Annotated in this window: 31 protein-coding genes and 1 pseudogene; 26 read left to right on the top strand and 6 right to left on the bottom strand. The window is 51.5% G+C overall.

The window, feature by feature from the left end; genetic code table 11:
* Positions 1-152: 152 nt before the first annotated feature.
* Together K1V27_RS16735 and K1V27_RS16730 are read right to left on the bottom strand one after the other, a co-directional pair.
* On the bottom strand, positions 153-1,805 hold the full coding sequence (locus K1V27_RS16735; RefSeq protein ID WP_258931194.1) for an ABC1 kinase family protein: 1,653 nt from the start codon (positions 1,803-1,805) through the stop codon (positions 153-155).
* Positions 1,795-2,136, bottom strand: coding sequence for a phasin family protein (locus K1V27_RS16730; RefSeq protein WP_258931193.1), 342 nt, complete (start codon positions 2,134-2,136; stop codon positions 1,795-1,797). Before K1V27_RS16730 ends, K1V27_RS16735 begins: the two co-directional genes overlap by 11 nt.
* A gap of 308 nt (positions 2,137-2,444) precedes the next feature.
* Here K1V27_RS16730 and K1V27_RS16725 point away from each other — a divergent pair, with 308 nt between their 5' ends.
* Together K1V27_RS16725 and K1V27_RS16720 are read left to right on the top strand one after the other, a co-directional pair.
* Positions 2,445-2,726 carry a transcriptional regulator gene (locus K1V27_RS16725; RefSeq protein WP_258931192.1) on the top strand — a complete coding sequence of 94 codons (282 nt, stop codon included), beginning with the start codon at positions 2,445-2,447 and terminating at the stop codon, positions 2,724-2,726.
* Between the two features lie 124 nt (positions 2,727-2,850).
* The gene (locus tag K1V27_RS16720) at positions 2,851-3,882 is read left to right on the top strand and encodes a nucleoside recognition domain-containing protein (RefSeq protein ID WP_258931191.1); all 1,032 of its coding nucleotides are present in this window, start codon (positions 2,851-2,853) and stop codon (positions 3,880-3,882) included.
* 352 nt (positions 3,883-4,234) lie between these two features.
* Here K1V27_RS16720 and K1V27_RS16715 read toward each other — a convergent pair whose 3' ends face one another.
* Positions 4,235-5,248, bottom strand: coding sequence for a pentapeptide repeat-containing protein (locus tag K1V27_RS16715; RefSeq protein ID WP_258931190.1), 1,014 nt, complete (start codon positions 5,246-5,248; stop codon positions 4,235-4,237).
* Positions 5,249-5,625: 377 nt separating this feature from the next.
* Here K1V27_RS16715 and K1V27_RS16710 point away from each other — a divergent pair, with 377 nt between their 5' ends.
* From K1V27_RS16710 to K1V27_RS16695, 4 genes are all read left to right on the top strand, one after another.
* A complete protein-coding gene (locus tag K1V27_RS16710; protein ID WP_258931189.1) occupies positions 5,626-6,834 on the top strand; it encodes an efflux RND transporter periplasmic adaptor subunit in 1,209 nt (402 codons plus the stop codon).
* A 109-nt stretch (positions 6,835-6,943) separates the two neighbouring features.
* Positions 6,944-7,660 (top strand): ABC transporter ATP-binding protein, encoded by a 717-nt coding sequence (locus tag K1V27_RS16705; RefSeq protein WP_258931188.1) that lies wholly within the window; start codon positions 6,944-6,946, stop codon positions 7,658-7,660.
* A complete protein-coding gene (locus K1V27_RS16700) occupies positions 7,626-8,780 on the top strand; it encodes an ABC transporter permease (protein ID WP_258931187.1) in 1,155 nt (384 codons plus the stop codon). The genes K1V27_RS16705 and K1V27_RS16700 overlap by 35 nt, the downstream gene beginning before the upstream one ends.
* A complete protein-coding gene (locus K1V27_RS16695) occupies positions 8,781-9,947 on the top strand; it encodes an ABC transporter permease (protein WP_258931186.1) in 1,167 nt (388 codons plus the stop codon).
* Positions 9,948-10,016: 69 nt separating this feature from the next.
* Here K1V27_RS16695 and K1V27_RS16690 read toward each other — a convergent pair whose 3' ends face one another.
* Both K1V27_RS16690 and K1V27_RS16685 read right to left on the bottom strand, forming a co-directional pair.
* Positions 10,017-10,997, bottom strand: a complete 981-nt coding sequence (locus K1V27_RS16690) for a PP2C family protein-serine/threonine phosphatase (protein ID WP_258931185.1) — start codon at positions 10,995-10,997, stop codon at positions 10,017-10,019.
* Positions 10,987-11,868: an oxygen-binding di-iron domain-containing protein gene (locus tag K1V27_RS16685; RefSeq protein ID WP_258931184.1), complete on the bottom strand. Its 882-nt coding sequence runs from the start codon at positions 11,866-11,868 to the stop codon at positions 10,987-10,989. The genes K1V27_RS16690 and K1V27_RS16685 overlap by 11 nt, the downstream gene beginning before the upstream one ends.
* A gap of 249 nt (positions 11,869-12,117) precedes the next feature.
* Here K1V27_RS16685 and K1V27_RS16680 point away from each other — a divergent pair, with 249 nt between their 5' ends.
* From K1V27_RS16680 to K1V27_RS16665, 4 genes are all read left to right on the top strand, one after another.
* On the top strand, positions 12,118-12,906 hold the full coding sequence (locus K1V27_RS16680; RefSeq protein WP_258931183.1) for a L,D-transpeptidase: 789 nt from the start codon (positions 12,118-12,120) through the stop codon (positions 12,904-12,906).
* A 663-nt stretch (positions 12,907-13,569) separates the two neighbouring features.
* Positions 13,570-13,794 carry a DUF433 domain-containing protein gene (locus tag K1V27_RS16675; RefSeq protein WP_258931182.1) on the top strand — a complete coding sequence of 75 codons (225 nt, stop codon included), beginning with the start codon at positions 13,570-13,572 and terminating at the stop codon, positions 13,792-13,794.
* A gap of 1,187 nt (positions 13,795-14,981) precedes the next feature.
* Complete coding sequence (locus K1V27_RS16670; RefSeq protein WP_258931181.1) at positions 14,982-15,182, top strand: type II toxin-antitoxin system HicB family antitoxin; 201 nt, start codon at positions 14,982-14,984, stop codon at positions 15,180-15,182.
* Positions 15,175-15,387 carry a type II toxin-antitoxin system HicA family toxin gene (locus tag K1V27_RS16665; RefSeq protein WP_258931180.1) on the top strand — a complete coding sequence of 71 codons (213 nt, stop codon included), beginning with the start codon at positions 15,175-15,177 and terminating at the stop codon, positions 15,385-15,387. Before K1V27_RS16670 ends, K1V27_RS16665 begins: the two co-directional genes overlap by 8 nt.
* Before the next feature lie 755 nt (positions 15,388-16,142).
* On the opposite strand, the gene K1V27_RS16660 is transcribed toward K1V27_RS16665, so the two are convergent.
* Complete coding sequence (locus K1V27_RS16660; protein ID WP_258931179.1) at positions 16,143-16,466, bottom strand: winged helix-turn-helix domain-containing protein; 324 nt, start codon at positions 16,464-16,466, stop codon at positions 16,143-16,145.
* Between the two features lie 438 nt (positions 16,467-16,904).
* Between K1V27_RS16660 and K1V27_RS16655 the strand changes: the two genes are divergently transcribed.
* The 16 genes and pseudogenes from K1V27_RS16655 (at position 16,905) to K1V27_RS22905 (ending at position 26,304) form a co-directional block, all read left to right on the top strand.
* The gene (locus K1V27_RS16655; RefSeq protein WP_258931178.1) at positions 16,905-17,120 is read left to right on the top strand and encodes a DUF5678 domain-containing protein; all 216 of its coding nucleotides are present in this window, start codon (positions 16,905-16,907) and stop codon (positions 17,118-17,120) included.
* On the top strand, positions 17,110-17,514 hold the full coding sequence (locus K1V27_RS16650) for a retroviral-like aspartic protease family protein (RefSeq protein ID WP_258931177.1): 405 nt from the start codon (positions 17,110-17,112) through the stop codon (positions 17,512-17,514). The genes K1V27_RS16655 and K1V27_RS16650 overlap by 11 nt, the downstream gene beginning before the upstream one ends.
* A 492-nt stretch (positions 17,515-18,006) precedes the next feature.
* Positions 18,007-18,228, top strand: a complete 222-nt coding sequence (locus tag K1V27_RS16645; protein ID WP_258931176.1) for a hypothetical protein — start codon at positions 18,007-18,009, stop codon at positions 18,226-18,228.
* A gap of 15 nt (positions 18,229-18,243) precedes the next feature.
* Positions 18,244-18,423, top strand: a pseudogene (locus K1V27_RS22920) (toxin-antitoxin system TumE family protein); the annotation flags it as partial.
* 901 nt (positions 18,424-19,324) lie between these two features.
* Positions 19,325-19,561 (top strand): hypothetical protein, encoded by a 237-nt coding sequence (locus K1V27_RS16640; RefSeq protein ID WP_258931170.1) that lies wholly within the window; start codon positions 19,325-19,327, stop codon positions 19,559-19,561.
* Positions 19,561-19,908, top strand: a complete 348-nt coding sequence (locus K1V27_RS16635) for a type II toxin-antitoxin system PemK/MazF family toxin (protein ID WP_258931169.1) — start codon at positions 19,561-19,563, stop codon at positions 19,906-19,908. The genes K1V27_RS16640 and K1V27_RS16635 overlap by 1 nt, the downstream gene beginning before the upstream one ends.
* A gap of 266 nt (positions 19,909-20,174) precedes the next feature.
* Positions 20,175-20,417 carry a DUF1902 domain-containing protein gene (locus K1V27_RS16630; RefSeq protein ID WP_258931175.1) on the top strand — a complete coding sequence of 81 codons (243 nt, stop codon included), beginning with the start codon at positions 20,175-20,177 and terminating at the stop codon, positions 20,415-20,417.
* Positions 20,418-20,612 carry a type II toxin-antitoxin system HicA family toxin gene (locus K1V27_RS22915; RefSeq protein ID WP_353740605.1) on the top strand — a complete coding sequence of 65 codons (195 nt, stop codon included), beginning with the start codon at positions 20,418-20,420 and terminating at the stop codon, positions 20,610-20,612.
* 920 nt (positions 20,613-21,532) lie between these two features.
* A complete protein-coding gene (locus tag K1V27_RS16625) occupies positions 21,533-21,721 on the top strand; it encodes a hypothetical protein (RefSeq protein WP_258931174.1) in 189 nt (62 codons plus the stop codon).
* Positions 21,714-22,064 (top strand): type II toxin-antitoxin system PemK/MazF family toxin, encoded by a 351-nt coding sequence (locus K1V27_RS16620; RefSeq protein ID WP_258931173.1) that lies wholly within the window; start codon positions 21,714-21,716, stop codon positions 22,062-22,064. The genes K1V27_RS16625 and K1V27_RS16620 overlap by 8 nt, the downstream gene beginning before the upstream one ends.
* 146 nt (positions 22,065-22,210) lie before the next feature.
* A complete protein-coding gene (locus K1V27_RS23180) occupies positions 22,211-22,402 on the top strand; it encodes a hypothetical protein (protein ID WP_258931172.1) in 192 nt (63 codons plus the stop codon).
* Positions 22,403-22,776: 374 nt separating this feature from the next.
* A complete protein-coding gene (locus K1V27_RS16610) occupies positions 22,777-23,310 on the top strand; it encodes a hypothetical protein (RefSeq protein ID WP_258931171.1) in 534 nt (177 codons plus the stop codon).
* A 421-nt stretch (positions 23,311-23,731) separates the two neighbouring features.
* Positions 23,732-23,968: a hypothetical protein gene (locus tag K1V27_RS16605; RefSeq protein WP_258931170.1), complete on the top strand. Its 237-nt coding sequence runs from the start codon at positions 23,732-23,734 to the stop codon at positions 23,966-23,968.
* Positions 23,968-24,315 (top strand): type II toxin-antitoxin system PemK/MazF family toxin, encoded by a 348-nt coding sequence (locus K1V27_RS16600; RefSeq protein WP_258931169.1) that lies wholly within the window; start codon positions 23,968-23,970, stop codon positions 24,313-24,315. The genes K1V27_RS16605 and K1V27_RS16600 overlap by 1 nt, the downstream gene beginning before the upstream one ends.
* A 291-nt stretch (positions 24,316-24,606) precedes the next feature.
* Positions 24,607-25,878 (top strand): hypothetical protein, encoded by a 1,272-nt coding sequence (locus K1V27_RS16595; RefSeq protein ID WP_258931168.1) that lies wholly within the window; start codon positions 24,607-24,609, stop codon positions 25,876-25,878.
* A 105-nt stretch (positions 25,879-25,983) separates the two neighbouring features.
* Positions 25,984-26,304, top strand: coding sequence for a UDP-N-acetylglucosamine 2-epimerase (locus K1V27_RS22905; protein ID WP_353740607.1), 321 nt, complete (start codon positions 25,984-25,986; stop codon positions 26,302-26,304).

Here is a 26,304-nt window from a genome sequence, read left to right as displayed (position 1 = left end):
ACCACAGGGGCAGGTGGGTGAGGTCACGCGGCACGCGTGATAATTCGCAATGGATGCGGTGTGTGGCGGGTTGCGACGCAAAAAGCGCGTCTCCATCCTCCCTGCTCCCGACTTTCGCCGGAGCAAGTGAGGGTGAGCAGGAACAAGGGGGGTCAGTATTTGCGCGTGCGTACAATATTGTAGATCAGCCAGAGGCCTATGATGGCAGAAATGATGTAGCCGATGATGCCGAAAGCGGGAAAACCGAAGAGCAACGGCTCGACCCCGGTTGTGATGATCATGGACGATCCGATGATCATGGCGGCGATGATCAATCCGAAGGTGATCCGATTAGCTACGTTTTCCAGCGTGTTGCGCAGGCCGTCCAGATTCTTGTGCTGGAATTGAATGCTGAGCTCGCCGCGATCGATCTTATGAATGATTCGCTCGATGTGGCCGGGCAGTTTTTTTTGCAGGTTATGCAGATGGGTCAGAGTGCGTCGGAGATTTCTCCACACCGCTTTGGGCTTCCATTGCTGCACGATCAGTTTCTCTATAGAGGGCTCCGTTTCGGCCACCACGTTGAGATCGGGGTAGAGCAGACGGGCGGTCCCCTCTGCTGTCACCATGGCCTTGATCATGACGGCCATATCGGCGGGCAGTTTGATCTGATGTTCGCGCAGAAGCTCGGCGATGTCCATTAAAAGCTGACTGACGTTGACTTCACGAATGGGAGTGTTGTGGTAGACGTCCAGGATATCCAGTATCTCTCTCTGTAGAAGCCGTTCGTTAATGGTGCTTTCCCAGCTGGAGAAGCGCAGCAGGATATCGAGCAATCGTTCGCTGTCCTTGTCCACCACGGACTTGATGAGCTCGATGACATCCGCTCGGGTTTGCTCTGTGAGCCTGCCGACCATTCCCCAATCAATAATGCAAAATATGTGGTTGTCCAGGATGAACACATTTCCCGGGTGGGGATCGGCATGGAAAAAGCCGTCTTCCAGCACTTGCTTGATGGTGACCTGCAGACCGTGCCTGGCCAGACTTTGGCGGTCGGCCAGAGTATCCAGCTGCAGGTCGCGCAATTTGGTGCCGTGAATGAGCTCCATGGTGATCATCTGTTCGGTGCAGTGATCCTTGTAGAGTCTGGGAATATGGACGTTGGGAAAATCGGCCAGATTGGCCTGGGATATTTTCATATTCCTGGCTTCTCTGCGAAAATCCAGTTCACGCAAAATATTTCTCTTGAATTCTTTGACGAGCTCAGGAAGATCATAAATCTGAGCACCGTCCATGCGGTCATGCAGCTGCCGGGCAAGAGCGGAGAGGATATAGAGATCCGTGTCGATGATGTGGCGGATTCCCGGTCGTTGAATCTTCACCGCCACGGCCTGGTGGTTTTCCTTGAGCACAGCGCGGTGAACCTGTGCCAGGGAGGCCGCAGCAATTGGATCTTCCTCGAAGACCTCGAAGACTTCTGTTACCGGTGCCGACAGGTTCTTTTGCAGGACCTTTTCTATTTCGGGAAACGATACCGGAGTCACTTCGTCCTGCAGTTTTTGCAGCTCGAAAATGAGAGGCGGCGGCATCAGGTCGGGACGCAGACTCAGTATCTGACCAAGTTTAATGAAGGTCGGCCCCAGTTCTTCAAGGGTATGCCTGATGCGCTGCCAGGTGTTCAGCTCAGTGTGCGCGGGATAGATCTTTTCTATAATAAATTTTCCGGGTAGATCGAGGCGCTCGACGATGTCATCAAACCCGTATTTGAACAGGGTGATGATAATGTCTTTGAAGCGACCGAAATGGGCGACGGCCTTAATCTCCATGCCCTGCTTCCTTATCGCTCAGCGCAGCTGCCTCCAGCATGGCCACTCGTTTTTCCAGGTTTTCCACGCGCGCTTTGAGATCCTTGAATTCCGTCTTGCTGCCGATGTCCAGATTGTCCATGCTCTTGCGCACCGACTCGGATATCTTGGCATGGACCTCTTCCCATTGGTGCTGTCCACTTTCCACCAATTCTTCGGTGAGCTTTTCCGCTTCTTCGGCGGAGATTTTCCCCTGTTCAACCAGCGAGAAGGTTGCTTCCTGTATCTTTTCCTTGGTGACAACGGCTGCTCCCAGACTTGCCAGCAAACTTTTGCGAATCAGTTCAAACATTTGCGATCTCCTTTCCAGGGACGGCAGGGCTGACGGCCTGCCCTGTGGTTGATGATGCGATGCCTATGGGAATTGTGTTTCTGCATTGCAGGGGCTTCCTCCCGAATCTTCCTTTAAAAACTACGAATAACATGATGATAAAGCAAGCGAGAAAACCGCGGTTGGTCTTGGAGGCGCGGTATGTTAAGGTAAGCCGGTTTCCTCCAGGGGGAAGCTTGTATGAAGGGCCGAGGTTCGTCGAGTATTTGTTCGGCACCGACGGTTTTAGGGTCACCCGGGCACAACACGGGGGGAGGTCATTGTTTCCGGTGCAGACAACTCGCCAGCAGATCAAGGAGCTCTTGAGTCAGTCGGAATGCAATGCGAGAGACATTTCGCAAGCGTTGCGCATATCCGAGAAGGAAGTCTATCAGCACCTGGGGCATATTGCCAAATCAGTTGCAGCTCAGAAAAAGCGCTTGCTGGTGACGCCGTCCCGTTGCAGCGAATGCGGGTATGTCTTTTCCGATCGCACGCGCTTTACCAAACCAAGCCGCTGCCCGCGCTGCAGGAATGAGCATGTTGTAGAGCCCAAATATCGCATAGAATGACCGTCGGTTATCGGTACTATAGGGTTTGGTTTGCCATGCATGTACGGGTTCTTGTACAAATATTTCCTGCAAAGACCCACGGAGGATCGCCTGGCGTTCAAGATTGGAAAGAGGAAAAATGCACATGATGCGACCTGGATCTGACGGCGATGGGCGGATGCACGCCGCCGCTTCAGCAACCGTGGTGGCCGCCGGCAGTGACGAAACGGCCCGCGGCAGCCTGGTATGGACAGTGAAGGAAGGTTCCGCGTGCGGCGTTCGCAAGGGCTGGCTGGGCTTCCTGTGGATGCTGAAAATCCTTGTGCCGATTTCACTGCTGACGGCGTTGTTGGAATGGAGCGGCCTGATGAAGCACATGGACTTCCTCATCCAGCCGGTAATGAGTGTCATCGGTCTGCCCGCCATGGCGGCGTTGCCGTTGATCATCGGAATGCTCACCGGGGTTTACGGGGGCATTGCCGCCATGATGGTCCTGCCTTTTTCCAAAGAACAGATGACTCTCATGGCAATTTTTCTGCTCATTGCCCACAATTTGATTCAGGAAGGCGTGATTCAAGGCAAATCAGGCTTGCACCCCTTGAAGGCGACCATTTTCCGCCTGGCGGCCGCCTTCATCACCGTTATCATCGCCGCTCAATTTCTAAATGCCACGACAATCCAGAACATGTCGCATGTCGGCAAGGTAATGGCGGATGCTCAGCCCTTCATGGCTGCCATGAAAAACTGGGCCGTCACCATGTGGCACCTGGCGGTAAAGATATTTTTCATCATCATGGGCATCATGTTGCTGCTCGAGAATCTCAAGGCCCTTGGCTGGATCGATCATATCGTCAGAGTATTGCTGCCGTTTTTGAAGGCCCTCGGATTGAGCCCAAAAGTCGGCATGCTGTGGATGACGGCGGTGGTGTTTGGCTTGGCTTACGGCGCGGCGGTGATAGTGGAAGAAGCCAAAAGAGGAGACTTGAGCCCACAGGAACTCGAAGAATTGCAGCTTTCCATAGGCATCAATCATTCCATGGTGGAGGACCCCACGCTGTTTTTGTCCCTCGGCTTGAATGCATTTTGGTTGTGGATTCCGCGTCTCATCACTGCAATCGTGGCGGTACGGTTGCTCACTTTATGGCGGTTGATCAGGCACAAGAGGACCGCCCGGTAAAACCCCCGGCATTCCCAGGTATCTGCCGGGCTGCGTTTTCTACTTCCCGGGTGGGGCTTTCGCCTGCATGCAGCAGGGCGCCTGCTCGCTTTCCACCATCGAATCTGAATTGAACCCAACATTCCTTATGGCCCGGACGTTCAAAACCCGCAATTAGGCCTCGTTTGTGACTCCTGCACCAGAGAGTTGCTTCCTGGGTTGATGAAAATCATTCTGGCACAAGCCATCTGATTTGATCCCACTTTTATTCACCGACCGAGGCAGGTTGCTTGGCGCCCCGAAGTGGCCACATTGATCGGCCTGATACCCCGAAGGGGTTGGATAAATCAGCCCATGGTCGGCGGCTTGACGGCTAATTGCTTCTGCGGGAAAGCTTGCTTGCAAAGATGGTGATCAGTCCCCCCAGCATGATGTAGCCTATGATCACCTCGGTCATGACGAGCATTGCAGCCCCGGTCGTTTTGGGCGTTATGTCTCCAAAGCCCAGTGTGGTGAAGGTCACCACACTGTAGTAAATCATATTTAAGACATTGAACTTCAGGTAGGTGGTAGCAAAGTGGTCTGCCCCAAGAAGAAAGTAGACCAGCGAGTAGACCAAGGCAATGCTGATCGACAGGCCGGCCCAGCGCGCAACCGATCGACCGCAGTCGGCGGTGAGCCACCAGAAAAAGAAGACCCGCTTGCCCCAGGGAGTGTCTAAAAATTCCTCGAGGTAATCCTGGTCCTGCAAAAACAGCTTGAATCGCTGACTGCCAAAGCACGCAGCGGCGTTTACTCCCCTGCAGCGTATGGTGGTATCCAGCATGAGGTCGTATCTGTGCTGCCAGAGCAACCTGAGATTGCCTCTCAACTGTTTGATGCTGCGCGTGAAGATTTTGCGGTCGTACTTGACCATAGAGACATTGGCGTTTTCCAGGTTGGCCGCCTTGAAATTGGCTCCCATGAGGTCACTGTCCATGAGATTTGCATGCGAAAGGTCCGCATACGCGAGGCTTGCACCTTCCAGGCATGCGTGCGCCATGTCGGCATGTTTGAGATCGGCATCCTCCAGGGAAGCATTCCTGAGGTTGGCGGCTCTTAGATCGGTTGAAGTTAAATTGGAAAAAGCCAGGACCGCATTTTCGAGGTCCGCGAAGGCGAGGCAGGCCCCCGCCAGGTTGGACGAGGAGAGGTTGGCATCACGCAAGTCGGAGTGAGCAAAATTGGTTCCTTCCAAACGAGCCCTGGAAAGATTGATTTCCCGCAAGTCCAGATCGCGCAGATCGACTCCGACCAGATCGGGCTGAACGTCGCTGTTTGTACTTCTCCAGCTATTCCAGACCGTTATCCCCTCACCCAATACCTTCAAGTGGTGCTCATCAGCCATACCTTGCGCCTCGCTCACATCAGATGCAGCCCGGTAAATGTGGGGCAACATCCGCAGGTGTTGCAAGAATCTATATTTCAATGCAAATCAGCAATCATTCTGTGATGAAAGGGGCCGTGCAGTAAAGGCTTATACCTCACGGTATCAGCTGATGCAATGGAAGATTGGTAACCGTTTTGGTAACCGTTCAGCCGCCAGGTGATTGCCGGGAAAGTTTTTTTTATACGTCCTCATTCTGCTGAAAACCGCCGGCGCTCCACAATTTTTCTTTTCAGTGCAGACAAGTTGATATAAATGCCCTGTTGTGACTGCATGCAAGAACGTGACGGTGATACCGCTGAAATTTTCACCTGCTGGTCACCCAAAGGAGAATTCTCGTGTCGGAAGAAGACCTGTCGAAGCTGCGCATCGATAAGAAGGAGGTGACTCCACGTCGCAGGAGGACCAGGCGATATGGACTCATGGCCTTCGTCGGAGGCATGTTGCTCGTCCTGCTGCTGCTCTACCAAAAGGGCTTTCTCACTCCGTCCATTGAGGTCCAGGTGGCCAACGTTCAAAGGTACTACCCTTCCCAGATGGTCACCTTGTTGAATGCAAGCGGCTATGTGGTTGCCCAGCGCAAGGCCGCAGTGGCGGCAAAAATTACCAGCCAGCTCGTCTATCTGGGGGTGGAAGAAGGAAGCCGGGTCAAGGAAGGGCAGGTGATAGCACGGCTGGAAAACAAGGATGCCGAAGCAGCTCGAGACCGGGCCAAAGCGGAAGTGGAGGCGGCCAAACATCGGTTGCAGGAGGCTCAGGCCGAGCAAAAGGTAGCGCAACTGGCGTACCAGCGAAAAAAGCAGGTGGTGGATCGAGGCTTCGTATCCGAACTGGAATATGATGAGGCGGTGGCGCGCTACAGTAGAGCGCAAGACGCTGTGGCGGCACGGCAGGCCGAGCTCAGGGCAAGTCAGGCGGCGCTTGCCGAGGCCGAGGCGAGGGTATCGTATGCTGCCATTCAGGCCCCTTTCGACGCGGTGGTTCTCACCAAAGATGCCGATGTCGGCGACATTATCACTCCCCTTGGGGCAGCGGCCAATGCCAAGGCCGCCGTTGTGACCATAGCCGACATGGATTCCTTGCAGGTGGAAGCCGATGTATCCGAATCCAACATTGAGCAGGTCAAGGTGGGTCAACCTTGTGAAATTCAACTGGATGCTCTGCCCGATATCCGTTTTCGCGGGAAGGTTCACATGATTGTGCCGACGGCGGACCGCAGCAAGGCGACCGTGATGGTCAAGGTTGCCTTTGTCGATAAAGACCGCCGTATTTTGCCGGAAATGAGCGCTACGGTGGCCTTTTTGTCGCAGCAGGTGGCGCAGGGTGAGCAACCGTTTACGGCCATTCCGGCGTCGGCGGTAATCGAGCGGGACCAAGAAGCGTCCGTTTATATCGTCAAGGACGGCAAAGCCGTCGCAGTGCCTGTCAAGCTCGGCAGGAAATATAACGGAATGGTCAGTGTACGTGATGGGCTGACGGTTGGAGAAAAGGTCATTGTGACTGTCGACGGAGTAGAACCCGGCGACAAGGTCAGTGTGGCGGAGTGAAAGCGGAAAGCAGAAAGCAGAAAGCGGAAAGCGGAAGGCGGAAAGCAGAGGGCAGAGGGCAGAGGGCAGAGGGCAGGGGATGGGGGTGGGTTGGTGGAACGGGTGAACCATGGTCGATGCCGCTGAGGTCATCGTAGAGATCAGGGAACTCAGTAAGTCTTACCGTCGCGGGGGGCAGTCTGTGCCGGTTCTGGAGAATATTTCACTGACCATCCACGAGGGCGAGTTCCTTGCGCTCATGGGGCCTTCCGGTTCCGGCAAGAGCACGTTGCTGAATCTCATTGCCGGTCTCGACCAGGCGGATTCGGGCAGCGTCATAGTCGGCGGCGTTGATATCACCACCTTGTCAGAAACCGAACTGGCCGACTGGCGTGCCGGCCATGTCGGCTTTATTTTTCAATTTTACAATCTCATTCCCGTTTTGACCGCTTTTGAAAATGTCGAACTGCCTCTCATACTGACCAGCCTTTCCAAGAAGGAACGGCGCCGACACGTGGAAACGGCACTGCAGCTGGTCAAGCTGGCGGATCGCATGGATCACTATCCCAGGCAGCTTTCGGGCGGGCAGCAGCAGCGCGTGGCCATCGCTCGAGCGGTCGTGACCGACCCCACCATACTGGTAGCCGACGAGCCCACCGGCGATCTGGACAGGGGATCGGCCGAGGAGGTGCTCAAGTTGATGGAACGGCTGAGCGAAAATCTTGGCAAGACGATCATCATGGTCACCCACGATCCACGTGCCGCCAGGCGGGCTCAATCGATGAAATATTTGGACAAAGGCGTCTTGGCCAATGCTCCTGAAGCTACTCTTGCGGAATGCTTTTAGGCACAAGTTGCGCAATACCCTCACCGTGTGCGGGATGTGCATTGCCATTCTGGCGTTCGGCATGCTGCGCACCGTTATCAGCGCCTGGTATGCAGGGGTGGCGGCCTCTTCGACCAGCCGGCTGATTACCCGCAATGCCATATCCCTGGTCTTCCCCCTGCCGATTTCCTACCGGGATAAAATTCGTGCCGTGGAGGGAGTCAAGACGGTTTCCTACGGGAGCTGGTTTGGCGGGATCTACATTGAGGAAAAGAACTTTTTCGCCAACTTTGCGGTCGAGCCCAAGACCTATCTGGAGTTGTATCCGGAATTCATCATTCCGGTCGAACAGCAGGAAACGTTTCTACGCGATCGGAAAGCCTGCGCTGTTGGGGCCAAACTGGCCAAACGGTTTGGCTGGGAAATCGGTGACAACATCACGCTGAAAGGGACCATTTACCCGGGCAACTGGGAGTTTGTGCTGCGGGCGATTTATGCCGGGCGCGATCAAACCACCGACCAGAGCCAATTTTTTTTCCACTGGGATTACTTGAATGAAAGCCTGAAAAAGAGTGCTCCATCGAGAGCCGATAAGGTAGGATTCTATATCATCGGACTGACCAACCCGGATCTTGCCGCGCGAACAGCAGTGGCTGTCGACCGGATGTTCAAGAACTCGTTCGCCGAGACTTTGACGGAAACCGAAAAGGCTTTTCAGATGGGTTTTGTGTCCATGAGCGAGGCCATCATCACGGCCATTAAACTGGTTTCACTGGTCATCATCGTGATCATCATGGCGGTGGTGGCCAACACCATGGTCATGTCGGTGCGAGAGCGAATGGGGGAATACGCGGTCTTCAAAACCCTGGGATTCGGCCCCTGGTATTTGACCGCAATGATTCTTGGCGAATCCCTGGTGATCACATGTCTCGGCGGGGCTATTGGAATTCTTCTGACATTCCCTCTGGCCAGGGCATTCGGACAGGCGGTGGGAGACTGGTTCCCGGTTTTCAACGTGGCGCGTGAAACTATTGTCATGGATGCTGCCGCAGCGCTGTCTGTCGGGATCATTGCTGCCGTTTTTCCTGCCTGGCGGGCCATCCGTGTTCGCATCGCGGAAGGATTGCGCAGGATCGGGTAGATGAGGCTACTGGTTGCCTACAGCTTCCGCAATCTATTGACCCGGCGGCTGACCACGTTCCTCACCGCGGCGGGCATGGCCCTTGTGGTTTTTTCCTTTGCTTCCATAGTCATGCTGGCGGAAGGGCTACAACGGACGCTCGTGCAGACGGGGTCTGCGGATAACGTTGTGGTGATCCGTAAAGGTGCCGGAACCGAGGTGCAAAGCGGCATTGACCGCTATCAGGCGGCGGTGGTGGAAAGCGACCCTGAGGTGGCGTTTGGCAACGATGGCCGGCGACTGGCGGCCAGAGAACTGGTGGTGCTCATCAACATCCCCCGCAAGGGGACCAACAGTCCTGCCAACTTGATCATCCGCGGGATCTCAAAGTCTTCCCTGGTGCTCCGCCCGCAGGTCAAAATTGTGGCAGGGCGCGCGCCCAAGCCGGGGCTGACCGAAGTGATGGTGGGACAGAGTGTTGTGAAGCGATTCGCCAATACCGGTCTTGGCAGCAAAATGAATTTTGCCCAGCGCTCCTGGGATGTTGTGGGGATTTTCGATGCCGGCAACACGGGTTTCAGCTCGGAAATCTGGGGCGATGTCGATCAGCTCATGCAGGCTTTCCGCAGGTCGGTCTATTCTTCGGTCGTCTTCAAGCTACGCGACGCGTCTGAATTTCCGCGAGTGAAGGAACGCCTCGAAAACGATCCGCGCCTGACCCTTGAAGCCAAGCGGGAAACCACCTATTATCTGGATCAGTCGGCAGCCCTGGCCAAGTTTTTGCGTATTCTCGGCATGTCGCTCACCGTGGTTTTTTCCATCGGTGCCATTGTTGGGGCCATGATCACCATGTACGCGGCGGTGGCCAATCGCACGGCCGAGATAGGCACCCTCAGGGCGCTTGGCTTCAAACGTTCCAACATTTTGACGGCGTTCCTGCTGGAATCTCTCATCCTGGGTTTCCTGGGGGGCATGGCGGGCCTTTGCTTCGCTTCGTTTCTGCAGTTTTTTACCGTTTCCACGACCAATTTCCAAACATTTTCTGAACTGGCCTTCGGTTTTGCTCTGTCGCCCGAGATTGTCTACAAGGCCATGGGCTTTTCTTTGATCATGGGCTTTGCCGGGGGAATTCTGCCCGCACTCCGGGCATCCCGGATGAACATCATCGAGGCCCTGCGGGAAGCGTGATTCCCGCGCTGCAAACGTGCACCTGTCGCTCCGCGCAAGGCGCCGGGAGCAGCAAGGATGAACTGTTTGTCAGGTTCCGCCCAGGTACTCAAAGGCCAGCAGGCTGATGTCGTCCTGGGGCGCGGCATCTTCTGCGAAATCTCGCAAGGATTCAATGATCCTTTCCATGAGTGTGCTCAGAGGCTCTCTGCAGGATTTTTCCAAGAGTCGATAGAATCTTTCTTTGCCGTAAAAAAGCTGCGCGGCGTTCTCGTATTCGATGATGCCGTCCGTGTAAAATATGACTTTGTCCCCTGGAGCGATGTTGGTTTGTTGCTGTTCGAAAGGAATGCCCCCCATGCCGATGACAGGGCCCTTCGCTTCCAGGATCTCGATGCCGCCCGCGGGATGCACCAGTATTGCCGGCGGGTGGCCGGCATTGGCGTATTGCAGAATTCCTTCCCGCGTATTGACAATGCCGTAGTTCATGGTGAAGAACATGTCGAACCGTTCGATGGGATACTGTTCGTCCAACCCGCTCAAAACATCTCTGGGCGCTGCAATCTGCCTGGATACCGCAGGCGCCGATGGTTTCTTGAGCACATAGCCTCCGTCCGGATGCAGCGCCTGCGAGACCGACACGGTGACCAGGGCGGCGGGCACTCCGTGGCCGCTCACATCGATCATGTAAACAGCCAGGTGATCCTCGTCCAGGGGAAACAGATTGAAGATATCTCCGCCGATATGTTCACACGGAATGAATTTCCAGGCAGCCCGCAGGTGGTTGCTTTCGGGAAGCTTGCTCGGCAGCAGGGTCCGCTGGATTCCTGCAGCGGCCTTTAGGTCCTGGTCCAGTCGCTGCTGTTTTTCCAGCAGTTCGTTGTTCAGCCGGACCAGTTCGCGTTCTGCCGCGGAATATTTCAAGACCAGCTCTTTGAGGAGCTGCTTGTTGAGCTGGTTGTCGGCTTCCAGCGCTCTGTATTCAATCAGCTGCTGCAGACAGTCGTCCGTGTAAGGATGATCCTCCTCGCCCGGTCGCAAGTGCTTGCGAATTAACCGGTTAAATTTCATGGTTTTTCGTTTCCGCCTGTGCCGTGGTTCTCTTCATGTTGAACTGTGTGCGATTTCCAACGATCGCCTCGATTCCGACGGATTCCAGGTCGGCCAGCCGATTCCATACCGTGTCGATGATATGCTCCCCGCGGATGATGCTGCCGTGCTGAGGGGCGATGGCACAGAAGGGAATCTGTGCCAACTGTTCGAGAGCAAACCGCAGGGCTTTGGTGGAAGGAATGATGTGTTGGTGAAATTTTAAAAGGTCGGGCAGTGGGCAGTATGGCTTTCCGTTCGGGCAATTGCCGTAATCATGGCAGTCCTTGCACACCGGTTCCAGTTCCAGGACCAGGTCCCATTGCAGGCCGTAACTGCCGAACAGGTCACTGGTGAAGAGAACTCCGGTGGTTTCGTCAAAGGTTGCGAAACTTCCTTCCGAATGGGCGTAAGGGGTGGGAATGAACCTGAGCTTGCGTCCCGAGGAAAAACGGAAGCCCCCTGGGTAGTCTTCCAGTGAGTAAAGTTCTGAACTGGCGGCATAGTGCCGGATGAACATGTGATTGGACTTGGATGAGATGATCCTGAGGTCGGCACGGTCGATGATATCTTCAAAGTTGGAAATGCTGCCGCACAGGTCCGGGTCGTAGTGCTGATAGATGAGTGCTGCAATGGACGCCGGGTCAATCCCCGTGGAAAGGATCTTCATCATCACCGAAGGGAAATCCGGTCGGCTGCCGCCGTCGATCACCACCGCTTCGTTGCCGTCTGTGATGAGGTAGGGATTACAGTGCAGACCCGATTGCACATCGTAAAATCCGACCCAGAATATGCCGTCGGCTATTTGCACCGGGCGGGCATAATTGAGATGGGCTTTGGCTGGCTTGGTCATGGATTGTTATTCTCCCCGGGCAGTTTCTGAATTCTCATGTCAACCATAACAAAGCGTCCTCAACGTTTCCACAACTATAGCTTCCAGGCTAATGTTTTTGGTGTAGAAGGTCGGGTTGAGTCACACGCTTCGCGCAACGAAATTCCCCTTGAAAAATGCCGTTTCAAATGACATTTTGAATCGGGTGTATAAGAGCGGGATATTATTTTCAAAAGGATGACATTTGAAGCAGGAGCGAGGAGCGGCAGCATGGTGATGCGGGGTGTTTGGTTGGTGATTTTGGCACTGTGTGTGTGGTTGAGTGGCTGTGCGGGCAGGCAGGAGTCCGTCAAGAGCGTCTCATCAGAGGTGTCGTCGCGGAGCAAAGCAGTTCGAACAGACCGGCCTGCCGCACCCGCGCCTCCTGCAACCGGCTGGACCACTCGCCTGGTCACCATGGATGAACTGTTGCAGGCCGGCCATATGGACCCTGCCTTGACGCCGCCCGCGTGCAAAGAAATACTGGCGCGCCTCAATGCCAAGGCGCCTTATCGCATTTCCGATGATATGCGCAACAAACTTCCCTTGATGGTTCCCAACGATTTCAGGGCCTACAAGGAATGGAGCCCACTGCCCGAATCGGTTCCGGAGTTCGCTGCGGTGCCGAAAGCGATTCTGATTATCAAACAACACCCCTTTATGGGCTGGTATGAAAGAGGCCGACTGGTCAAGGACAGCTACGCCTGCATCGGGAAGCCGGGAGAAGATACCGAAGTGGGTGTGTATAAGGTCGAGGAAAAAGACCCCGACCATGTTTCCAGAAGTTATTCCAATTCGTTTGGCGAACCGGCCTGGATGCCCTGGGCCATGCGCATATACGATCATGTGTGGATACATGCTGGTGACGTCACAGGGCCGAAATGTTCCCACGGCTGTATCATCCTACCCGTGGAACCGGCGCAGGAAGTTTATCGGTGGGCCGATTCGGGTACCCTGGTGACCATCGTGGATTCTGTAGCCGACCTGCAGAAAATGGCGACCCAAATTGCCAAACAGTGAGTCCGGGAGACCGTCCGAGCACGGCGGACTCCTCTTCCTCAAGGGAACCAAGTTCTCTGACAGGCTGCTGTAATTAGAAGACGTTTGAATCTAATTCTAATCCTCTATTCACGGTTGGGTACATTATCCAATTCGCCCCATTCAATTAGGTTAAAGGAAGTCATTTTATGGTATGATACAGTGCTCATGAAAATCATCTTGCCTTCCAAGTAGGCTGGGTTGAGGGACGAAACCCAGCAAAACAGGCGTCGAGTTGCGTCACGCGCACCGCGTGAGGCAACCCAGCCTTTGCCGGAACTCCAGCTTGGAAGCTATGATATGCATTAGGCTCAGTTGCGGAACTGGCCATCGGCATGCGCAATCAACCGCACACGGGGCGGAACGGTAACCGAGTTGGCGGAGCTGTGTCAAACCACGGGAGGGAATTGAACACATGGTTTTACCGGCCGCCCCTCGACCGGTAAAACGAAATCAACTCTGTTTCCTCGGTGCCGCTGTGGTTCAAGTTACCTGCAACCGTAATTTCATTTCGACATGGAAATCGCCCGTAATCCAAAACCGATTCAACCCCGCATCCAATTCTGCCGATATGATCTTTCGAGGTGGTAAACTGGGATTCCAACGACGAAGCCTTTTAAGAAGCGACCCCTTTACGAGTTGGCAATGAAAGCACATGACAGAATCGTAATTGACCCCGGCATCATGTTTGGAAAGCCTGTGATCCGGAACACCCGAATCACGGTCGAACATATATTGCGTAAGCTCGCGGGCGGCATGACCACTGAAGAGATCATTGCCGATCACCCCCATCTCAAACCGGAAGATATCCTTGCTGCCCGGGATCTTGCAGCCGACTATTTGGCGAATGAAGTGGCTGTTTACGGCTGAGAGGCAACGGATTGAGATTCCTTGCTGACCATTGCTGTGATTTCGGATTGGTGACAAACTTGAGAAGACGAGGACGTGATGGTGTGAGCGCCCTTCATTCAATATCTTGACAGTTCAGAAGAACCAATCCTTGGCGACCCTTTTCGTTTGCAGCGAGTGGAACGTCCCCTATTCACGCCGACTGGGGTGGGTCCGATAAGGTGACCATATCATAATGACCAGGCAGGAATAATACGGCCACTGGTCATCAAAACCAGTCCAAGACTTGTCCCGGCCACACATACCCGCACTAACATGATCACTGCAGGGATGACCAGAGAACGTTTCTTTGAGCTTCTGGAAGAAGCTAAGTAAAACCTTTTGAATAACCTGACAAACCTGCCAACGTCCCCTATTGTACTTTTATGACCGCTTTTCAGAATAAGTTATGAAAAGACACCGTCTGGTAAAGCACATGAAGAATTACGGTGCATTCCTGTTGCGGGAAGGGAGACGGCATAGTATTTATCAAAGAGAAGGGCTGAAGACCGTGAAGACCTAAGTGCCAGGGCATACTGAGATCGTCGATGAGCTGGCGCGTAAGATATGCAAGGATCTGGATATACCTTTCGTGAGGTGATGGGGATGAAGTATAGGGCGATCATAAAGAAAGTTGATGACTGATGGATCGGATGGCTGATTGATTTCCCCGGGGTGAACGCACAGGAAAAGACACAACAGGAGCTGCTGGAGTCACTGAGAATTGGTGCAGAAGACATGTTGACAGCTGAAGTTGCTTGTGAGCCTGGGGCTCAAATGACGACCATCGAGGTACCGGAACCCAATTGGGCTAACACTTCCCAGTAAAAAAGGTCAAGCCAAGATCCTGTTTGCCTGTTAAAGTCAAAAGCAAAATAGAAAGACTGAACCATAATATGAAGTCCTGTATCCCTCTGCTTAGGCCCCTCCTTTCAAGGCCAAAATCGCGGGGCTAAGAGCAAAAAACCGCATACTTCTGCCTGCTTTTAAAGACATTGCAACTACTTGAGTCGGTCCGACCCCTATTACACTATTCAAAGTCCTTTAACCCCTGGCCTCTGGCCCTTCGCCCCTGAGTGGGTTGGCGCTTCTGGAAAGGATTCCACCGCCACGTGTAAAAAGTGATATTTCAAGACCTGACCCCAAATTTCACTAATCGAGGCACACGAATGAGATACAAAGTGCGCATTAAGAGGACCGAAGAGGGCTACGCTGTATGGGTTCCCGGCTTACCAGGATGCTGGTCTCAGGGGGAGTCCGAAGACGAGGCGCTGGAAAATATCAGAGATGCCATTGAAGCGTACCTGCAAGTGGCCGATCAATTGAGTGCTGACCAGGAATCCAGGTACGTCGATGTCTCGCATGCCTAAATTGCCAGGGATAAATCACCTGCGAGCAGTGAAAGCTCTTGAAAAGAAGGGGTTCTGGGTAGCGAGGCAAGGAAAGCACATAGCAATGACCAATGGTGAACGGATCGTCACCATTCCTCGAGCAAATCCTGTTGATGCCTGCACGATGGCAGGTATTGTCAAGGATGCAGGGCTTACTCTGGAAGAGTTTAAAGAGCTGCTATGACTTTGTAACCGCTCCATTTCCCCAAAACAATAATCCTTTACGAACATTTTCTATCAGCCCATGAAACTCGATGCAACGGCATACGGGTGAAAAGTAGGCGCAGCCTTTGTACCTGGCATTGGTTGGGAAAAGCGTACCGTCAATGGCAATAACCTTATGGGAGAGGAATCCCAAAAGATCCGCGATCTCGACAAGTACCTGGAAAATCTCTTGGCAGCGCTCTTTTCCCAGCCGCCCTTTGAAGTTTGTAAAGGTTGCTTCGCAAGGGATGTTGGAGTGGCGAAGCCCTGAGTAGAGCCGGTAGTGCTTTCCCCTTTCCTTATCGTGCACTGCTTCGAGAAAGGCTTTTAGATCTGGACACTTTTCCTGGTAGCAAAATCACGCCAAGGCGTGAGAGCAGGAAAAGACTTACCGGGTCATAGGCAATGCCCAAGATGCCGTACCGATCGGCAACCAGGGAGCGAACGAAAGAGAAATCGATCATTGAGCAAATCACGCCATTGGCGTGAGAAAGTCCCCCCTTGAATGCGGCCGCAACTGCCGATTCTGATATACTCACGCCTTGGCGTGACTGGTAGGAGTAGCTTGAGAGCCAGAAGATCTCGGGCTTGGGCCTTCGGCTCGTAGAGGAATGGACGGTGATGTTTTTGACAGATACGGACACGGATGCGATTGAGTTTGCTCAAGACATTTCCCAGGCTGAAAGCAGCAAGATTTCTCAACCCTGTCGTGCACCTGTCGTTAATGGTTTGTGGTTATGTCACTTGCCTATCCAAAAGTGTAAAGGTATTGGGAGCAACTCTTTGGAACATGCGGCCGCTTTTAACTTTTTTGGTCAGGGCGGAAACAATGGTCTCGCGATCCAGCAGCACACCGAAGTCTTTTTCTGCCATGGCGATGATCTCGGTAACGTGGAGGGGCTTTCCGGCCGCCTGGAGTACGTCATGGACAACGTCCATTTGAGACCTACCCGTTTTTTTGCGAACCGGCTGCTCCGTACCACGCAAGAATTGGCGAATCACTTTAAGCTGGGATTTCAATAGGGATTCCTGCAATTGTGCCCATTCTTTGAGGTCCATCAAGTGCTCCTGTAGTGTGATGAAAGGCTACCACCTTGATAGCATGTATGTCAATAATAAAAATACCCTACTTTAATAAAAATTTCATTCAATCTTGGGCTGGATTATAAGGTAGGTAACGGGTGTTAGGAAGCGTGCAAATTCCCCAAAACTGGGTTGATCGCATCAAGGCAGGTGCCGCACATCGCGGCCATGCGCTCGTTTAGGCGTCTTAAATTGGCTCAAAATGTGAAATTACGATTGCAATTCTGAAATGATTTCAACAATACTGTCCATTCTGTCCGTTGATAGAAAGCGGATGATGCCTTCAAGAGACAAGAAAAAGAGTCAAGAGCAGACCCCTCTTACTTTTATCTATGAAAAAGATTACGCCGCCACGTGAAAAAGTGATATTTCAAGACCTGACCCCAAATTTTTTACTGGCGAAAAGGAGATATCATGGAGAAGGTTCTGGTGACTTCTGAGGAATATGATGGTCGCTATGTGGCGATGAAGGGCTTTGACGACAATACCATCGTTGGCGTGGGGGACGATCCTGAAACGGCGTTAGAGGATGCAGCCGCGAAAGGTTATGAGAATCCGGTGCTGCTCTATGTGCCTGAAAAGGAAGTGGTACATGTTTATTCCATGTTAGGCTTTGATCATGCTACGTGAATATCCTTTCCATATCGTCAGGCCCGGTGATATCGCCAGACCATATCTTCCCATTACAATCACAAACCCGAGTACCGGCAAGGAAGTGCGGGTGTATGCCCTGGTCGACACGGGAGCCGATGAATGCGCGTTTCCTGCCTCTTTTGCTCCGATTCTCGATCATAACCTGCAAGCGGGACAGGTAAGGAGAATTGGCACCGGAAATGGAATTACTGTCGCATACGGCCATACTACGCGTATCGCGATCGAAGATTTCTCAACACAAGATGTGCTGGTAGATTTCATGCCAAATCTCAGTACTCCCTTGCTTGGGGTGAAAAGTTTTCTGTGCAGCTTTGTTCTGACGATAGATTATCCCAAGAAGACGTTTTCGCTACTACTGCCAAACAGGTGAGCATCCGCTCTTCTGGAAGGAATAACAGCTTTATACAACGAATAGGTTCAAGTGGGTTGGCGCTTCTGGAAAGGATTCCACCGGCACGTGTAAAAAGTGATATTTCAAGACCTGACCCCAAATTTGCTATGGTGTTTTTCATCGCGGGGGCGAATTGCTGGCGGAACAAACCTATGCCAGAATAAAAACAAAAGTACCAGCGTCCCCTATTTTTTCCTAGTTATTGAGGACAAATTATGGCAGCCCTCACCTTAATTACCGATTCAGACCGGCAGCTGAAGCCGCTCATTGAAGCAGCGATAGTCAATGAGCTGCGCCTTCTTGAGGCTGGCCTTCGCCGCACCCAATCAAGATTGCATTCCTTTGAAAAACGGTACGGATTGACCACCGCAGAATTCTTAACTCGATATGAAAATGATGAACTGGGAGAGACTCTCGATCTTGCGGAGTGGATTGGGGAGGTGAGATTGTTGGCGCGGCTCCAGGAAAAGATTGAAGCACTTCGGAACGTCCGGTTTGAGAATTGAAATCTACTTTTCAAAATTCCGCGAATCAATCGAATCGTGCTCTTTGGCGCAGCTTATCCGCATCGCTCTGGATAAGAGGAGCACTCATGCCGGCTTCATTCAAGCGGAAATCAGCTTCATTGACGAGTCGATCTTGTATGTGCGCGAATTCGTTGACGTTGAAGGCGTAGAAGAGCGACTCATGTAGGTCTACCAATACGCCAGCAGCTCCGGGCGTCTGATTTTCCGATATGACAACACCGGTCATCACAAGAAACTAATGCTGCCCACCTATCCCCACCACAAACACGACCGTGCTGAAAACGTGGTCGTGGCAGCACCTCCTGCCAATTTAAAAGAAGTGTTGGAAGAAATTGAAGAGTTGGTGCTATCGTCTGTTTAAGAGTTTCGATCACGATCTCGAATATTAGCAAAAAGACTGGGAACCAAGTGCGAAGAATGAACAACCAAAAACGAATAACGCCAATTCCGAGCCTAAAAGGTACGATATTCGCCCCGAAAACGCGCTATCTTTCGACACTAATGATGGGATTTCAACCACATAGCTTGGCCCGACCCCATTTGCTCTAGCCTGGAGGCGCTGTCAGCTAATCGTGCAAATTGCACCGCCCCCGGGGCCATTTACGTCGATCCTTTCTCTTTTCGTCCACTTCTTGAGCGAATGCAAGGCCATGTTCCAGTCGCTTCCACCAAGCAAAAAGGATGAAACCGGGTCGATCATAAATCGCTGTTGGGTTACTGGAAGCGGGGTATCTTCCATGCGGAAGGGGCGGGATAGCAGGATAGGCGGGGTAAGGTTACTCAACAAACAACATAATCAAGCTCGCAACATAACGTCCCCCAAAAAGTAAATAAATTCAGCATTCTTTTCCCCGTGCAGAAGAGACAAGAGCAGCCCCCGGAGCCTTTTAATGGGTGACCCTCTCGGTCTAAGCCCTAAATGTTGCATCAGCAGACCCTGCTTTTGCTTAAAACTTAGCCCTTAAAACTTAAAACTCTTTTCCTTGTCGCCCCCATTTCAGAGCCAAAATGCCGGACCTAAGAACAACAAACGGCATATTTTCGACTGTTTAATACAGGAATTCAAACACTTGGCTCGGTCCGACCCCTGACAAAAGAAGTGAACTGCTGGAAAAATACAAAGAAACGCATAATTTCATGGACGTCCCCCAAAACCAAAGTCTCACGGTCCCCGACCCCATCAGCATAAACAGTGAAGGACTGGAAGGTTGCCAGGCAACTGGTGTAAAATATGAGGCAACAAAAAACCGAGGAGACACAAGATGAGTGAAGGTTTGCTGTCCAAAATTGAAGAGAGCATCCGACGGCTGTCCGCAAGTGAGCAACTGCGGCTGATGGAGCGGCTTGCACGTTATATTAGGGAGAACAGCTGTGGCGAATGGGTCGGCCGCGAGGATCAATTGGCCATCATGGCCTCCGACCCGGACATCCAGAGAGAGCTGCAGATGATCAATGAGGAATTCTTTTGCGCGGAGAACGATGGATTGGGAAACAACTAATGCCCATTCATCGCGGGGAAATCTACTTCGTCAATCTGAATCCGGTTATGGGAAGAGAGCAGGCGGGGCAACGCCCAGTGTTGGTTCTGTCCACCGATGCCATCAACAGCTTGCCTTTGGTGGTGACCGTTGTGGTTGGCACAAAAGGCGAAAACATCACCAGGGACTATCCGACCAATGTTCGGATAAAGCAGGAAGACAGTGAATTAGCCATGGAAACGGTATTCCTGTGCTTTCAGATTCGCTCGCTTGATCCTGCAAGATTTCCACTGGTTGCCGCCGGAAGGGTTTCCAGTGCTGTGATGGAGAAGGTAGAAAACGCTGTTCGATACTGTCTCGGAATCTGACCCACGCAGTTTGCATCCGAACTAAAAGCGGTGCAGCAGCGGGATTTGCCACCTTCGACGGCTTCCCCTAAAATACACATTGTTTCGAAATCCACTATACGACAGTCAGCAAGATAGCAGCCGTCAAGAGAAAAAAATGATATTTCAAGACCTGACCCCAAAAGTTTCGAAGTTGTCAACGTCCCCTAATTTTATCTATTTTTTATGCTTGAAGTCGATTTTGAGAACATTTTAAGGACAGGTTGCTCGCAAGAAGGGCTGCACCGATGAAAGAAATTCATGTTAAAGCATTCTGGGACAGCGAGGCGGAAGTCTGGGTGGCAACGAGCGATGACGTGCCCGGGCTTGTCACGGAAGCAGGAGATGCAGACGAGCTGATAGGAAAACTGAGAGCCATGATTCCAGAACTCCTTGAAGCCAATGGGTTGCTGGACCAGGACGAAGCGGTGGACATCCCAATGCATATATCTTCGGAACGCACCGAGACTATAACTTATAGGCCTGTATGAATGGCTGACTACAGTCCGGCATTGAAAAAGCTCCTGCGCCAGGCAGAATGCCAATTTATCCGCCATGGCAAGGGAGACCATGAGATATGGTATAGCCCAATAACAGAGCGACACTTCATAGTTGACGGCACGATCAAATCTCGCCATACAGCCAATTGTGTTCTGAAGCAAGCCGGATTACCGAAAAAATTTTAACAAGACGGAATCTCGAGAACCGAGAACAACAAACGGAAGATTATGAACGGATAGCGCAAGTTTTGTAGCCGAAAAGTGGGATATTGGCCTCGAAAGCATCTATTTCTGGGACACTAAGGTTGAGATTTCAAAGACATAGTTTGGCCCGCCCCCGCAAATGCACCTTTGGGGCGTCCTTTTTACCGACCGCCTCTGGGCTGGTAAAAAACAATCAACTCTATGCCCGTGCTGAGTTGAAAACAAAGTCACACTCTGCGTGATGCCTCTGTGGTTCAATTTACCTGCAGCCGTAATTCCATTTCGACATGGAAATCGCCCGTAATCCAAAATGAGCTCATGCAACAGCGAGATCCTGCCGGCACGATCTCTGGAGCATCGACCGCAAACCAGGAACAACGAACCAGGAACCAGGAACCAGGAACGAATAATAGCTTAATCCAACGCCATTTTAGACACACTGCAGGGGTTGCTGTTGCAGAAAAGACAAAGACCGGAAGAAAACGAATTGCGCGTAGCGGTTATAAGATGTGAAATGTGTAAAAGTAAAGAACGGCCCCTAAAACCCTTAAATCGCTGTTGGGTTACTGGAAGCGGGGTATCAGGCGGGGTATCTTCCATGCGGAAGGGGCGGGATAGCAGGATAGGCGGGGTAAGGTTACTCAACAAACAACATAATCAAGCTCGCAACATAACGTCCCCCAAAAAGTAAATAAATTCAGCATTCTTTTCCCCGTGCAGAAGAGACAAGAGCAGCCCCCGGAGCTTTTTAATGGGTGACCCCTTTATTTGCCTATGAACTATTGCATGAGAAAACTTAACCCACATTTACGTTCTCCCTTAAAACGGATATATTGTGGTTAGCCTTGTCATTGAGGAGAAATAAATGACTGCAATTGCTACTGGAATGGAGGCTGAATAAGATGCCCCACATCACGATGGAGCTTAGCTTGGAGCAAATCAAGAGGATCGTTTTTCAACTGCCGGCAGATGAGCTGCTTGTATTGAACGATATGATCGAGGATCGCGCACAGACTCTAGCCATGATGCAAGTGGCGAACATCGGTTTTCGCGAATGGGAAGAAGAGGGTGAGGACATCTACGATGCCTAGTCCTGAGCGCGGAGAGATCTGGCTGGTACGCTTCCCTTTCACTGATCTAACCACTACAAAACTTCGGCCTGCTCTAGTTCTTGCTGTCCACGGCGAGGACGTGATTGTGATGGGTGTTTTCTCCCGAATACCGGATGCGACATTACGCAAAACTTGGCTGCTGCTTGATGATTCGCATGCAGAGTTTGCGAGCACAGGACTTAAGAAGACCTCTCTACTGAAAGCAGAAAAGATTGCTGTCGTACACGAATCGGTGCTTCAAAATAGACTTGGGATCATGCCTGCCGATATCATGGAGCGGATCGCAACTGCTTTGAAAAAAGCCCTGCATATCCGGCCTTAATCAGTCCATGAATAAAAACGCCGGGTCTATAGAATTATAGGGCAAACAGAGGAAGCATAAAATTCCCCGATGTTACTTAGGCCTTAGCACTCAGTCCTTGGTCCTTTTCCCTGACAGCTTTCACCTTCCAGCTTTGAGCTTCAATCATGCCCCGCCAACCTCGTCTAGACGCACCCGGGCCCCTGCAGCACGTGATGGCAAGGGGAATAGAGCGCAAAGAAATCTTCAAAGATGATGAAGACAGAAACGACTTTCTTAACCGGCTGGGCATCATCCTGGAAGAGACCCAGACACAATGCTACGCATGGGCTCTAATTCCCAATCATTTCCACCTGTAGCTTCGAACTGGGGCAAGCCCGCTCAGTAAAGTCATGCGCCGCTTGATGACCGGATACGCCGTCAGCTTTAACAGGCGGCACAGGAGAGTCGGACATTTATTTCAAAACCGTTACAAATCCATCGTCTGCGAAGAGGATCCTTATTTTTTGGAACTGATCCGTTACATCCACCTGAACCCACTGAGAGCTCGCTTGGTCAAGAATCTCGAAGAGCTCGATGTGTATCCGTGGACCGGTCATAGCAGCATTCTCGGAAATTGCAGGAACCCTTTCATACTGTACCCGGTGGGACCATCGCCTCAGCACAGGTACCCGTGTGCAGGGATACCGCATCCGACGTTTCATCGGCGGGAGCTCAGCAGTCCCACATCATAGTGCTTGCAGAAAAAACGGTTGCGAATGTACTTATTCAGTTTGGGGATAAACTGAGCGAGGCGCGCAGCAGCTATCGTAATTTCGTGGAAGATGGGATCAAACACGGCACGAGGCCTGACCTGCAGGGAGGTGGGTTGGTCAGAAGTGCTGGGGGAGAAAAGCAAGGTTTGCTCGGACGTCCGAAAGGGGAGCGAGAGCAGGCTGATGAGAGAATATTAGGAAGCGGACATTTCGTAACGCAGGTGTTGAGCAAAACGGATCATTGCGGCCAGGCGCAAGCAAAACAATCTCTCGAAACGCTCTGTGCTCGAATTGCTGCTTCTTTCGGCATTAAAGTTAAGGAGCTTCGATCCGCGAGCAAGAAAAGGGTTGTGTCCAGGGGAAAATCAGTCTTTTGCTATATCGCTGTCGAACAGATGGGCTATACCGGGCGGGAGGTTGGGCGCTATCTGACTATACGACGCTACAGCGCATTAAGAAGAGCAGCACAAGGCAAGGAATTCGCTGACAAATATATTCAAATAGTGGAATAGTGGCAACGTCCCCTATTCGCCGTCCAAGAGCAGCCCCCGGAGCCTTTTAATGGGTGACCCTCTCGGTCTAAGCCCTAAATGTTGCATCAGCAGACCCTGCTTTTGCTTAAAACTTAGCCCTTAAAACTTAAAACTCTTTTCCTTATCGCCCCCATTTCAGAGCCAAAATGCCGGACCTAAGAACAACAAACGGCATATTTTCGACTGTTTAATACAGGAATTCAAACACTTGGCTCGGTCCGACCCCTGACAAAAGAAGTGAACTGCTGGAAAAATACAAAGAAACGCATAATTTCATGGACGTCCCCCAAAACCAAAGTCTCACGGTCCCCGACCCCATCAGCATAAACAGTGAAGGACTGGAAGGTTGCCAGGCAACTGGTGTAAAATATGAGGCAACAAAAAACCGAGGAGACACAAGATGAGTGAAGGTTTGCTGTCCAAAATTGAAGAGAGCATCCGACGGCTGTCCGCAAGTGAGCAACTGCGGCTGATGGAGCGGCTTGCACGTTATATTAGGGAGAACAGCTGTGGCGAATGGGTCGGCCGCGAGGATCAATTGGCCATCATGGCCTCCGACCCGGACATCCAGAGAGAGCTGCAGATGATCAATGAGGAATTCTTTTGCGCGGAGAACGATGGATTGGGAAACAACTAATGCCCATTCATCGCGGGGAAATCTACTTCGTCAATCTGAATCCGGTTATGGGAAGAGAGCAGGCGGGGCAACGCCCAGTGTTGGTTCTGTCCACCGATGCCATCAACAGCTTGCCTTTGGTGGTGACCGTTGTGGTTGGCACAAAAGGCGAAAACATCACCAGGGACTATCCGACCAATGTTCGGATAAAGCAGGAAGACAGTGAATTAGCCATGGAAACGGTATTCCTGTGCTTTCAGATTCGCTCGCTTGATCCTGCAAGATTTCCACTGGTTGCCGCCGGAAGGGTTTCCAGTGCTGTGATGGAGAAGGTAGAAAACGCTGTTCGATACTGTCTCGGAATCTGACCCACGCAGTTTGCATCCGAACTAAAAGCGGTGCAGCAGCGGGATTTGCCACCTTCGACGGCTTCCCCTAAAATACACATTGTTTCGAAATCCACTATACGACAGTCAGCAAGATAGCAGCCGTCAAGAGAAAAAAATGATATTTCAAGACCTGACCCCAAAAGTTTATGTGATCAGAACTCAGCTTATTTTTCTGGTACAGAATTTGCTCTGCCTATGCAAAAAGACATCTGATGAACACGCGTTTTGGGTGAGTGACAAGGTTAGATGGTGGCCTGACTGGAGGGTAATATGAGAAAGCTTCTGATAACTGTGTTTTTGCTTTTGATTCCAACATATTTTTTGGGACTAAGTCACGCGTACGTTGCTACTTCTATCAACAAAAGCACTGGTGCAATTACCGCCAATGGATCTTTCTTTTATCCCAAGATCATTTGGAATTGCGGTGCTGAATCTATGAAAGAGGTTGCGGCCAATGGGTTTAATGTAGTGTTGGACATGTGGGCTGGTTATTCTGGAGACGTCAACCGCACCTTGACTATGCTTGATGCTTGTTCCAATGCAGGCATTTTCGGGATTTGTGGAATCGGAAGGAATTTGGTGAGGGACATAGCAAAACTCTCTTCTTACATAAATGGAATCAAGAATCATGAGGCACTCTTTGCCATAACGTTTCCAGATGAGGGTACTACATCATACGAGGAATTAGGTGTGGGTAATACCAAAGAGGAGATGCTGGCTGCATATAACAAAATAAAAGAAATTGCACCGAATTTGCTTGTGATATTTGACCATTACAAGGAAGATAATGGAGTCACTTGGGGTGATATTGGCGATGTAGTGGATGCTTTTGGGATCGATTACTACCCTTTTGTCATTGATCCTGGTTGGAATTCATTCCACAGTTGGCAAGGTATTATGAAGACGTTACAAACCGACACTCTTGCCGGTGATAACTGTAAGGCTATCTGGCAATTTGCTCAGGGAAGCAGTTCCGGGAGTTATCAGAGAATTCCTACGTATCGGGATATGGCGTTAGAATTTTGGGCTTCAGTGTCCTATTTTGCAAAAGGAGCTTATCAGATCTATGGCTGGGGGATAAGCAGCGATGGAATGCAGACAAATACGGATGTTAGGAACGATGCGTATAATCTGATTAAGAACGACGTAATTCCTAATCAAGAGTGGCTGGCTCGTTCTTTAAAGGCGGATAACAGCCTGACGCTAAGTGCCAAAACAAACAGTGACCTTTTGACCGGATCCAATCCGTATGTGTCTTCTATCTGTCTGGCTCATGAGGACCGAGTATATTTTGTTATTGTCAATGGCCACTTTTCCAAGGCGTGCGGTTCGGTATCTGTCATTTTAAGTGGTGTTCAGGATCAGGTTGCAACAATTATTGCGGACAGCAGTGGTGGCGATGCTCCGACTATCAAAGATGGCTTGTTCAGTGTAGGGGATCTAGAACCCTTCGGGTATAGGGTGTTGAAATTTAATCTGGATACTGCAAAACAAGAAGTAAAACCGCCTGCAAACTTGAGGTTAAGCATTAGCACGCCATAGGGAACAACGCCTTGTAAAATTCCAGCCGGTAAAATGAATCTCCTTTAGGTATCCAAGCCAGAGTTAGCTTGACTGCTCTGGTTTTGCACTTTTCACTTCTAAGTTATCCTTTCGGACCTGCACTTTGCTCCTACCAAAGTCTCGCGGGCTAATTTGATAAGAGAAGGTGTTCAACCTGACAGCATTCACGTAACCGGAAACACTGTGATTGATGCATTATATATGGCAGTTGAGAAAATCAATGCAAACCCACCTCTGATACCCGAACTCCCCGCTGAATTGATGGCAAACGGGCAACCGCTCGTGCTTATCACTGGGCATCGGAGAGAAAATTTCGGGAAGGGCTTTCAGAATATTTGTGCGGCATTAGCTAGTTTCCATCCGGAAACCCCCGGTTTTTGGAGCGTAGCACCCTCGTTCAGATAG

The sequence above is a fragment of the Desulfoferrobacter suflitae genome (genome assembly GCF_022603395.1).
In the GTDB taxonomy this organism is placed as follows: Bacteria; Desulfobacterota; Syntrophobacteria; order Syntrophobacterales; family Syntrophobacteraceae; genus Desulfoferrobacter; species Desulfoferrobacter suflitae.
This window is presented reverse-complemented; position numbering and strand designations above follow the sequence as displayed.

Excerpts from the sequence above, each read along its gene's own strand:
- K1V27_RS16735 (WP_258931194.1), bottom strand. The coding sequence starts at position 1,805 with ATGGAGATTAAGGCCGTCGCCCATTTCGGTCGCTTCAAAGACATTATC.
- K1V27_RS16730 (WP_258931193.1), bottom strand. The coding sequence starts at position 2,136 with ATGTTTGAACTGATTCGCAAAAGTTTGCTGGCAAGTCTGGGAGCAGCC.
- K1V27_RS16720 (WP_258931191.1), top strand. The coding sequence starts at position 2,851 with ATGATGCGACCTGGATCTGACGGCGATGGGCGGATGCACGCCGCCGCT.
- K1V27_RS16715 (WP_258931190.1), bottom strand. The coding sequence starts at position 5,248 with ATGGCTGATGAGCACCACTTGAAGGTATTGGGTGAGGGGATAACGGTC.
- K1V27_RS16705 (WP_258931188.1), top strand. The coding sequence starts at position 6,944 with ATGGTCGATGCCGCTGAGGTCATCGTAGAGATCAGGGAACTCAGTAAG.
- K1V27_RS16700 (WP_258931187.1), top strand. The coding sequence starts at position 7,626 with ATGCTCCTGAAGCTACTCTTGCGGAATGCTTTTAGGCACAAGTTGCGC.
- K1V27_RS16695 (WP_258931186.1), top strand. The coding sequence starts at position 8,781 with ATGAGGCTACTGGTTGCCTACAGCTTCCGCAATCTATTGACCCGGCGG.
- K1V27_RS16690 (WP_258931185.1), bottom strand. The coding sequence starts at position 10,997 with ATGAAATTTAACCGGTTAATTCGCAAGCACTTGCGACCGGGCGAGGAG.
- K1V27_RS16685 (WP_258931184.1), bottom strand. The coding sequence starts at position 11,868 with ATGACCAAGCCAGCCAAAGCCCATCTCAATTATGCCCGCCCGGTGCAA.
- K1V27_RS16680 (WP_258931183.1), top strand. The coding sequence starts at position 12,118 with ATGGTGATGCGGGGTGTTTGGTTGGTGATTTTGGCACTGTGTGTGTGG.
- K1V27_RS16675 (WP_258931182.1), top strand. The coding sequence starts at position 13,570 with ATGAAAGCACATGACAGAATCGTAATTGACCCCGGCATCATGTTTGGA.
- K1V27_RS16670 (WP_258931181.1), top strand. The coding sequence starts at position 14,982 with ATGAGATACAAAGTGCGCATTAAGAGGACCGAAGAGGGCTACGCTGTA.
- K1V27_RS16665 (WP_258931180.1), top strand. The coding sequence starts at position 15,175 with ATGCCTAAATTGCCAGGGATAAATCACCTGCGAGCAGTGAAAGCTCTT.
- K1V27_RS16660 (WP_258931179.1), bottom strand. The coding sequence starts at position 16,466 with ATGGACCTCAAAGAATGGGCACAATTGCAGGAATCCCTATTGAAATCC.
- K1V27_RS16655 (WP_258931178.1), top strand. The coding sequence starts at position 16,905 with ATGGAGAAGGTTCTGGTGACTTCTGAGGAATATGATGGTCGCTATGTG.
- K1V27_RS16650 (WP_258931177.1), top strand. The coding sequence starts at position 17,110 with ATGCTACGTGAATATCCTTTCCATATCGTCAGGCCCGGTGATATCGCC.
- K1V27_RS16640 (WP_258931170.1), top strand. The coding sequence starts at position 19,325 with ATGAGTGAAGGTTTGCTGTCCAAAATTGAAGAGAGCATCCGACGGCTG.
- K1V27_RS16635 (WP_258931169.1), top strand. The coding sequence starts at position 19,561 with ATGCCCATTCATCGCGGGGAAATCTACTTCGTCAATCTGAATCCGGTT.
- K1V27_RS16630 (WP_258931175.1), top strand. The coding sequence starts at position 20,175 with ATGAAAGAAATTCATGTTAAAGCATTCTGGGACAGCGAGGCGGAAGTC.
- K1V27_RS22915 (WP_353740605.1), top strand. The coding sequence starts at position 20,418 with ATGGCTGACTACAGTCCGGCATTGAAAAAGCTCCTGCGCCAGGCAGAA.
- K1V27_RS16625 (WP_258931174.1), top strand. The coding sequence starts at position 21,533 with ATGCCCCACATCACGATGGAGCTTAGCTTGGAGCAAATCAAGAGGATC.
- K1V27_RS16620 (WP_258931173.1), top strand. The coding sequence starts at position 21,714 with ATGCCTAGTCCTGAGCGCGGAGAGATCTGGCTGGTACGCTTCCCTTTC.
- K1V27_RS23180 (WP_258931172.1), top strand. The coding sequence starts at position 22,211 with ATGCCCCGCCAACCTCGTCTAGACGCACCCGGGCCCCTGCAGCACGTG.
- K1V27_RS16605 (WP_258931170.1), top strand. The coding sequence starts at position 23,732 with ATGAGTGAAGGTTTGCTGTCCAAAATTGAAGAGAGCATCCGACGGCTG.
- K1V27_RS16600 (WP_258931169.1), top strand. The coding sequence starts at position 23,968 with ATGCCCATTCATCGCGGGGAAATCTACTTCGTCAATCTGAATCCGGTT.
- K1V27_RS16595 (WP_258931168.1), top strand. The coding sequence starts at position 24,607 with ATGAGAAAGCTTCTGATAACTGTGTTTTTGCTTTTGATTCCAACATAT.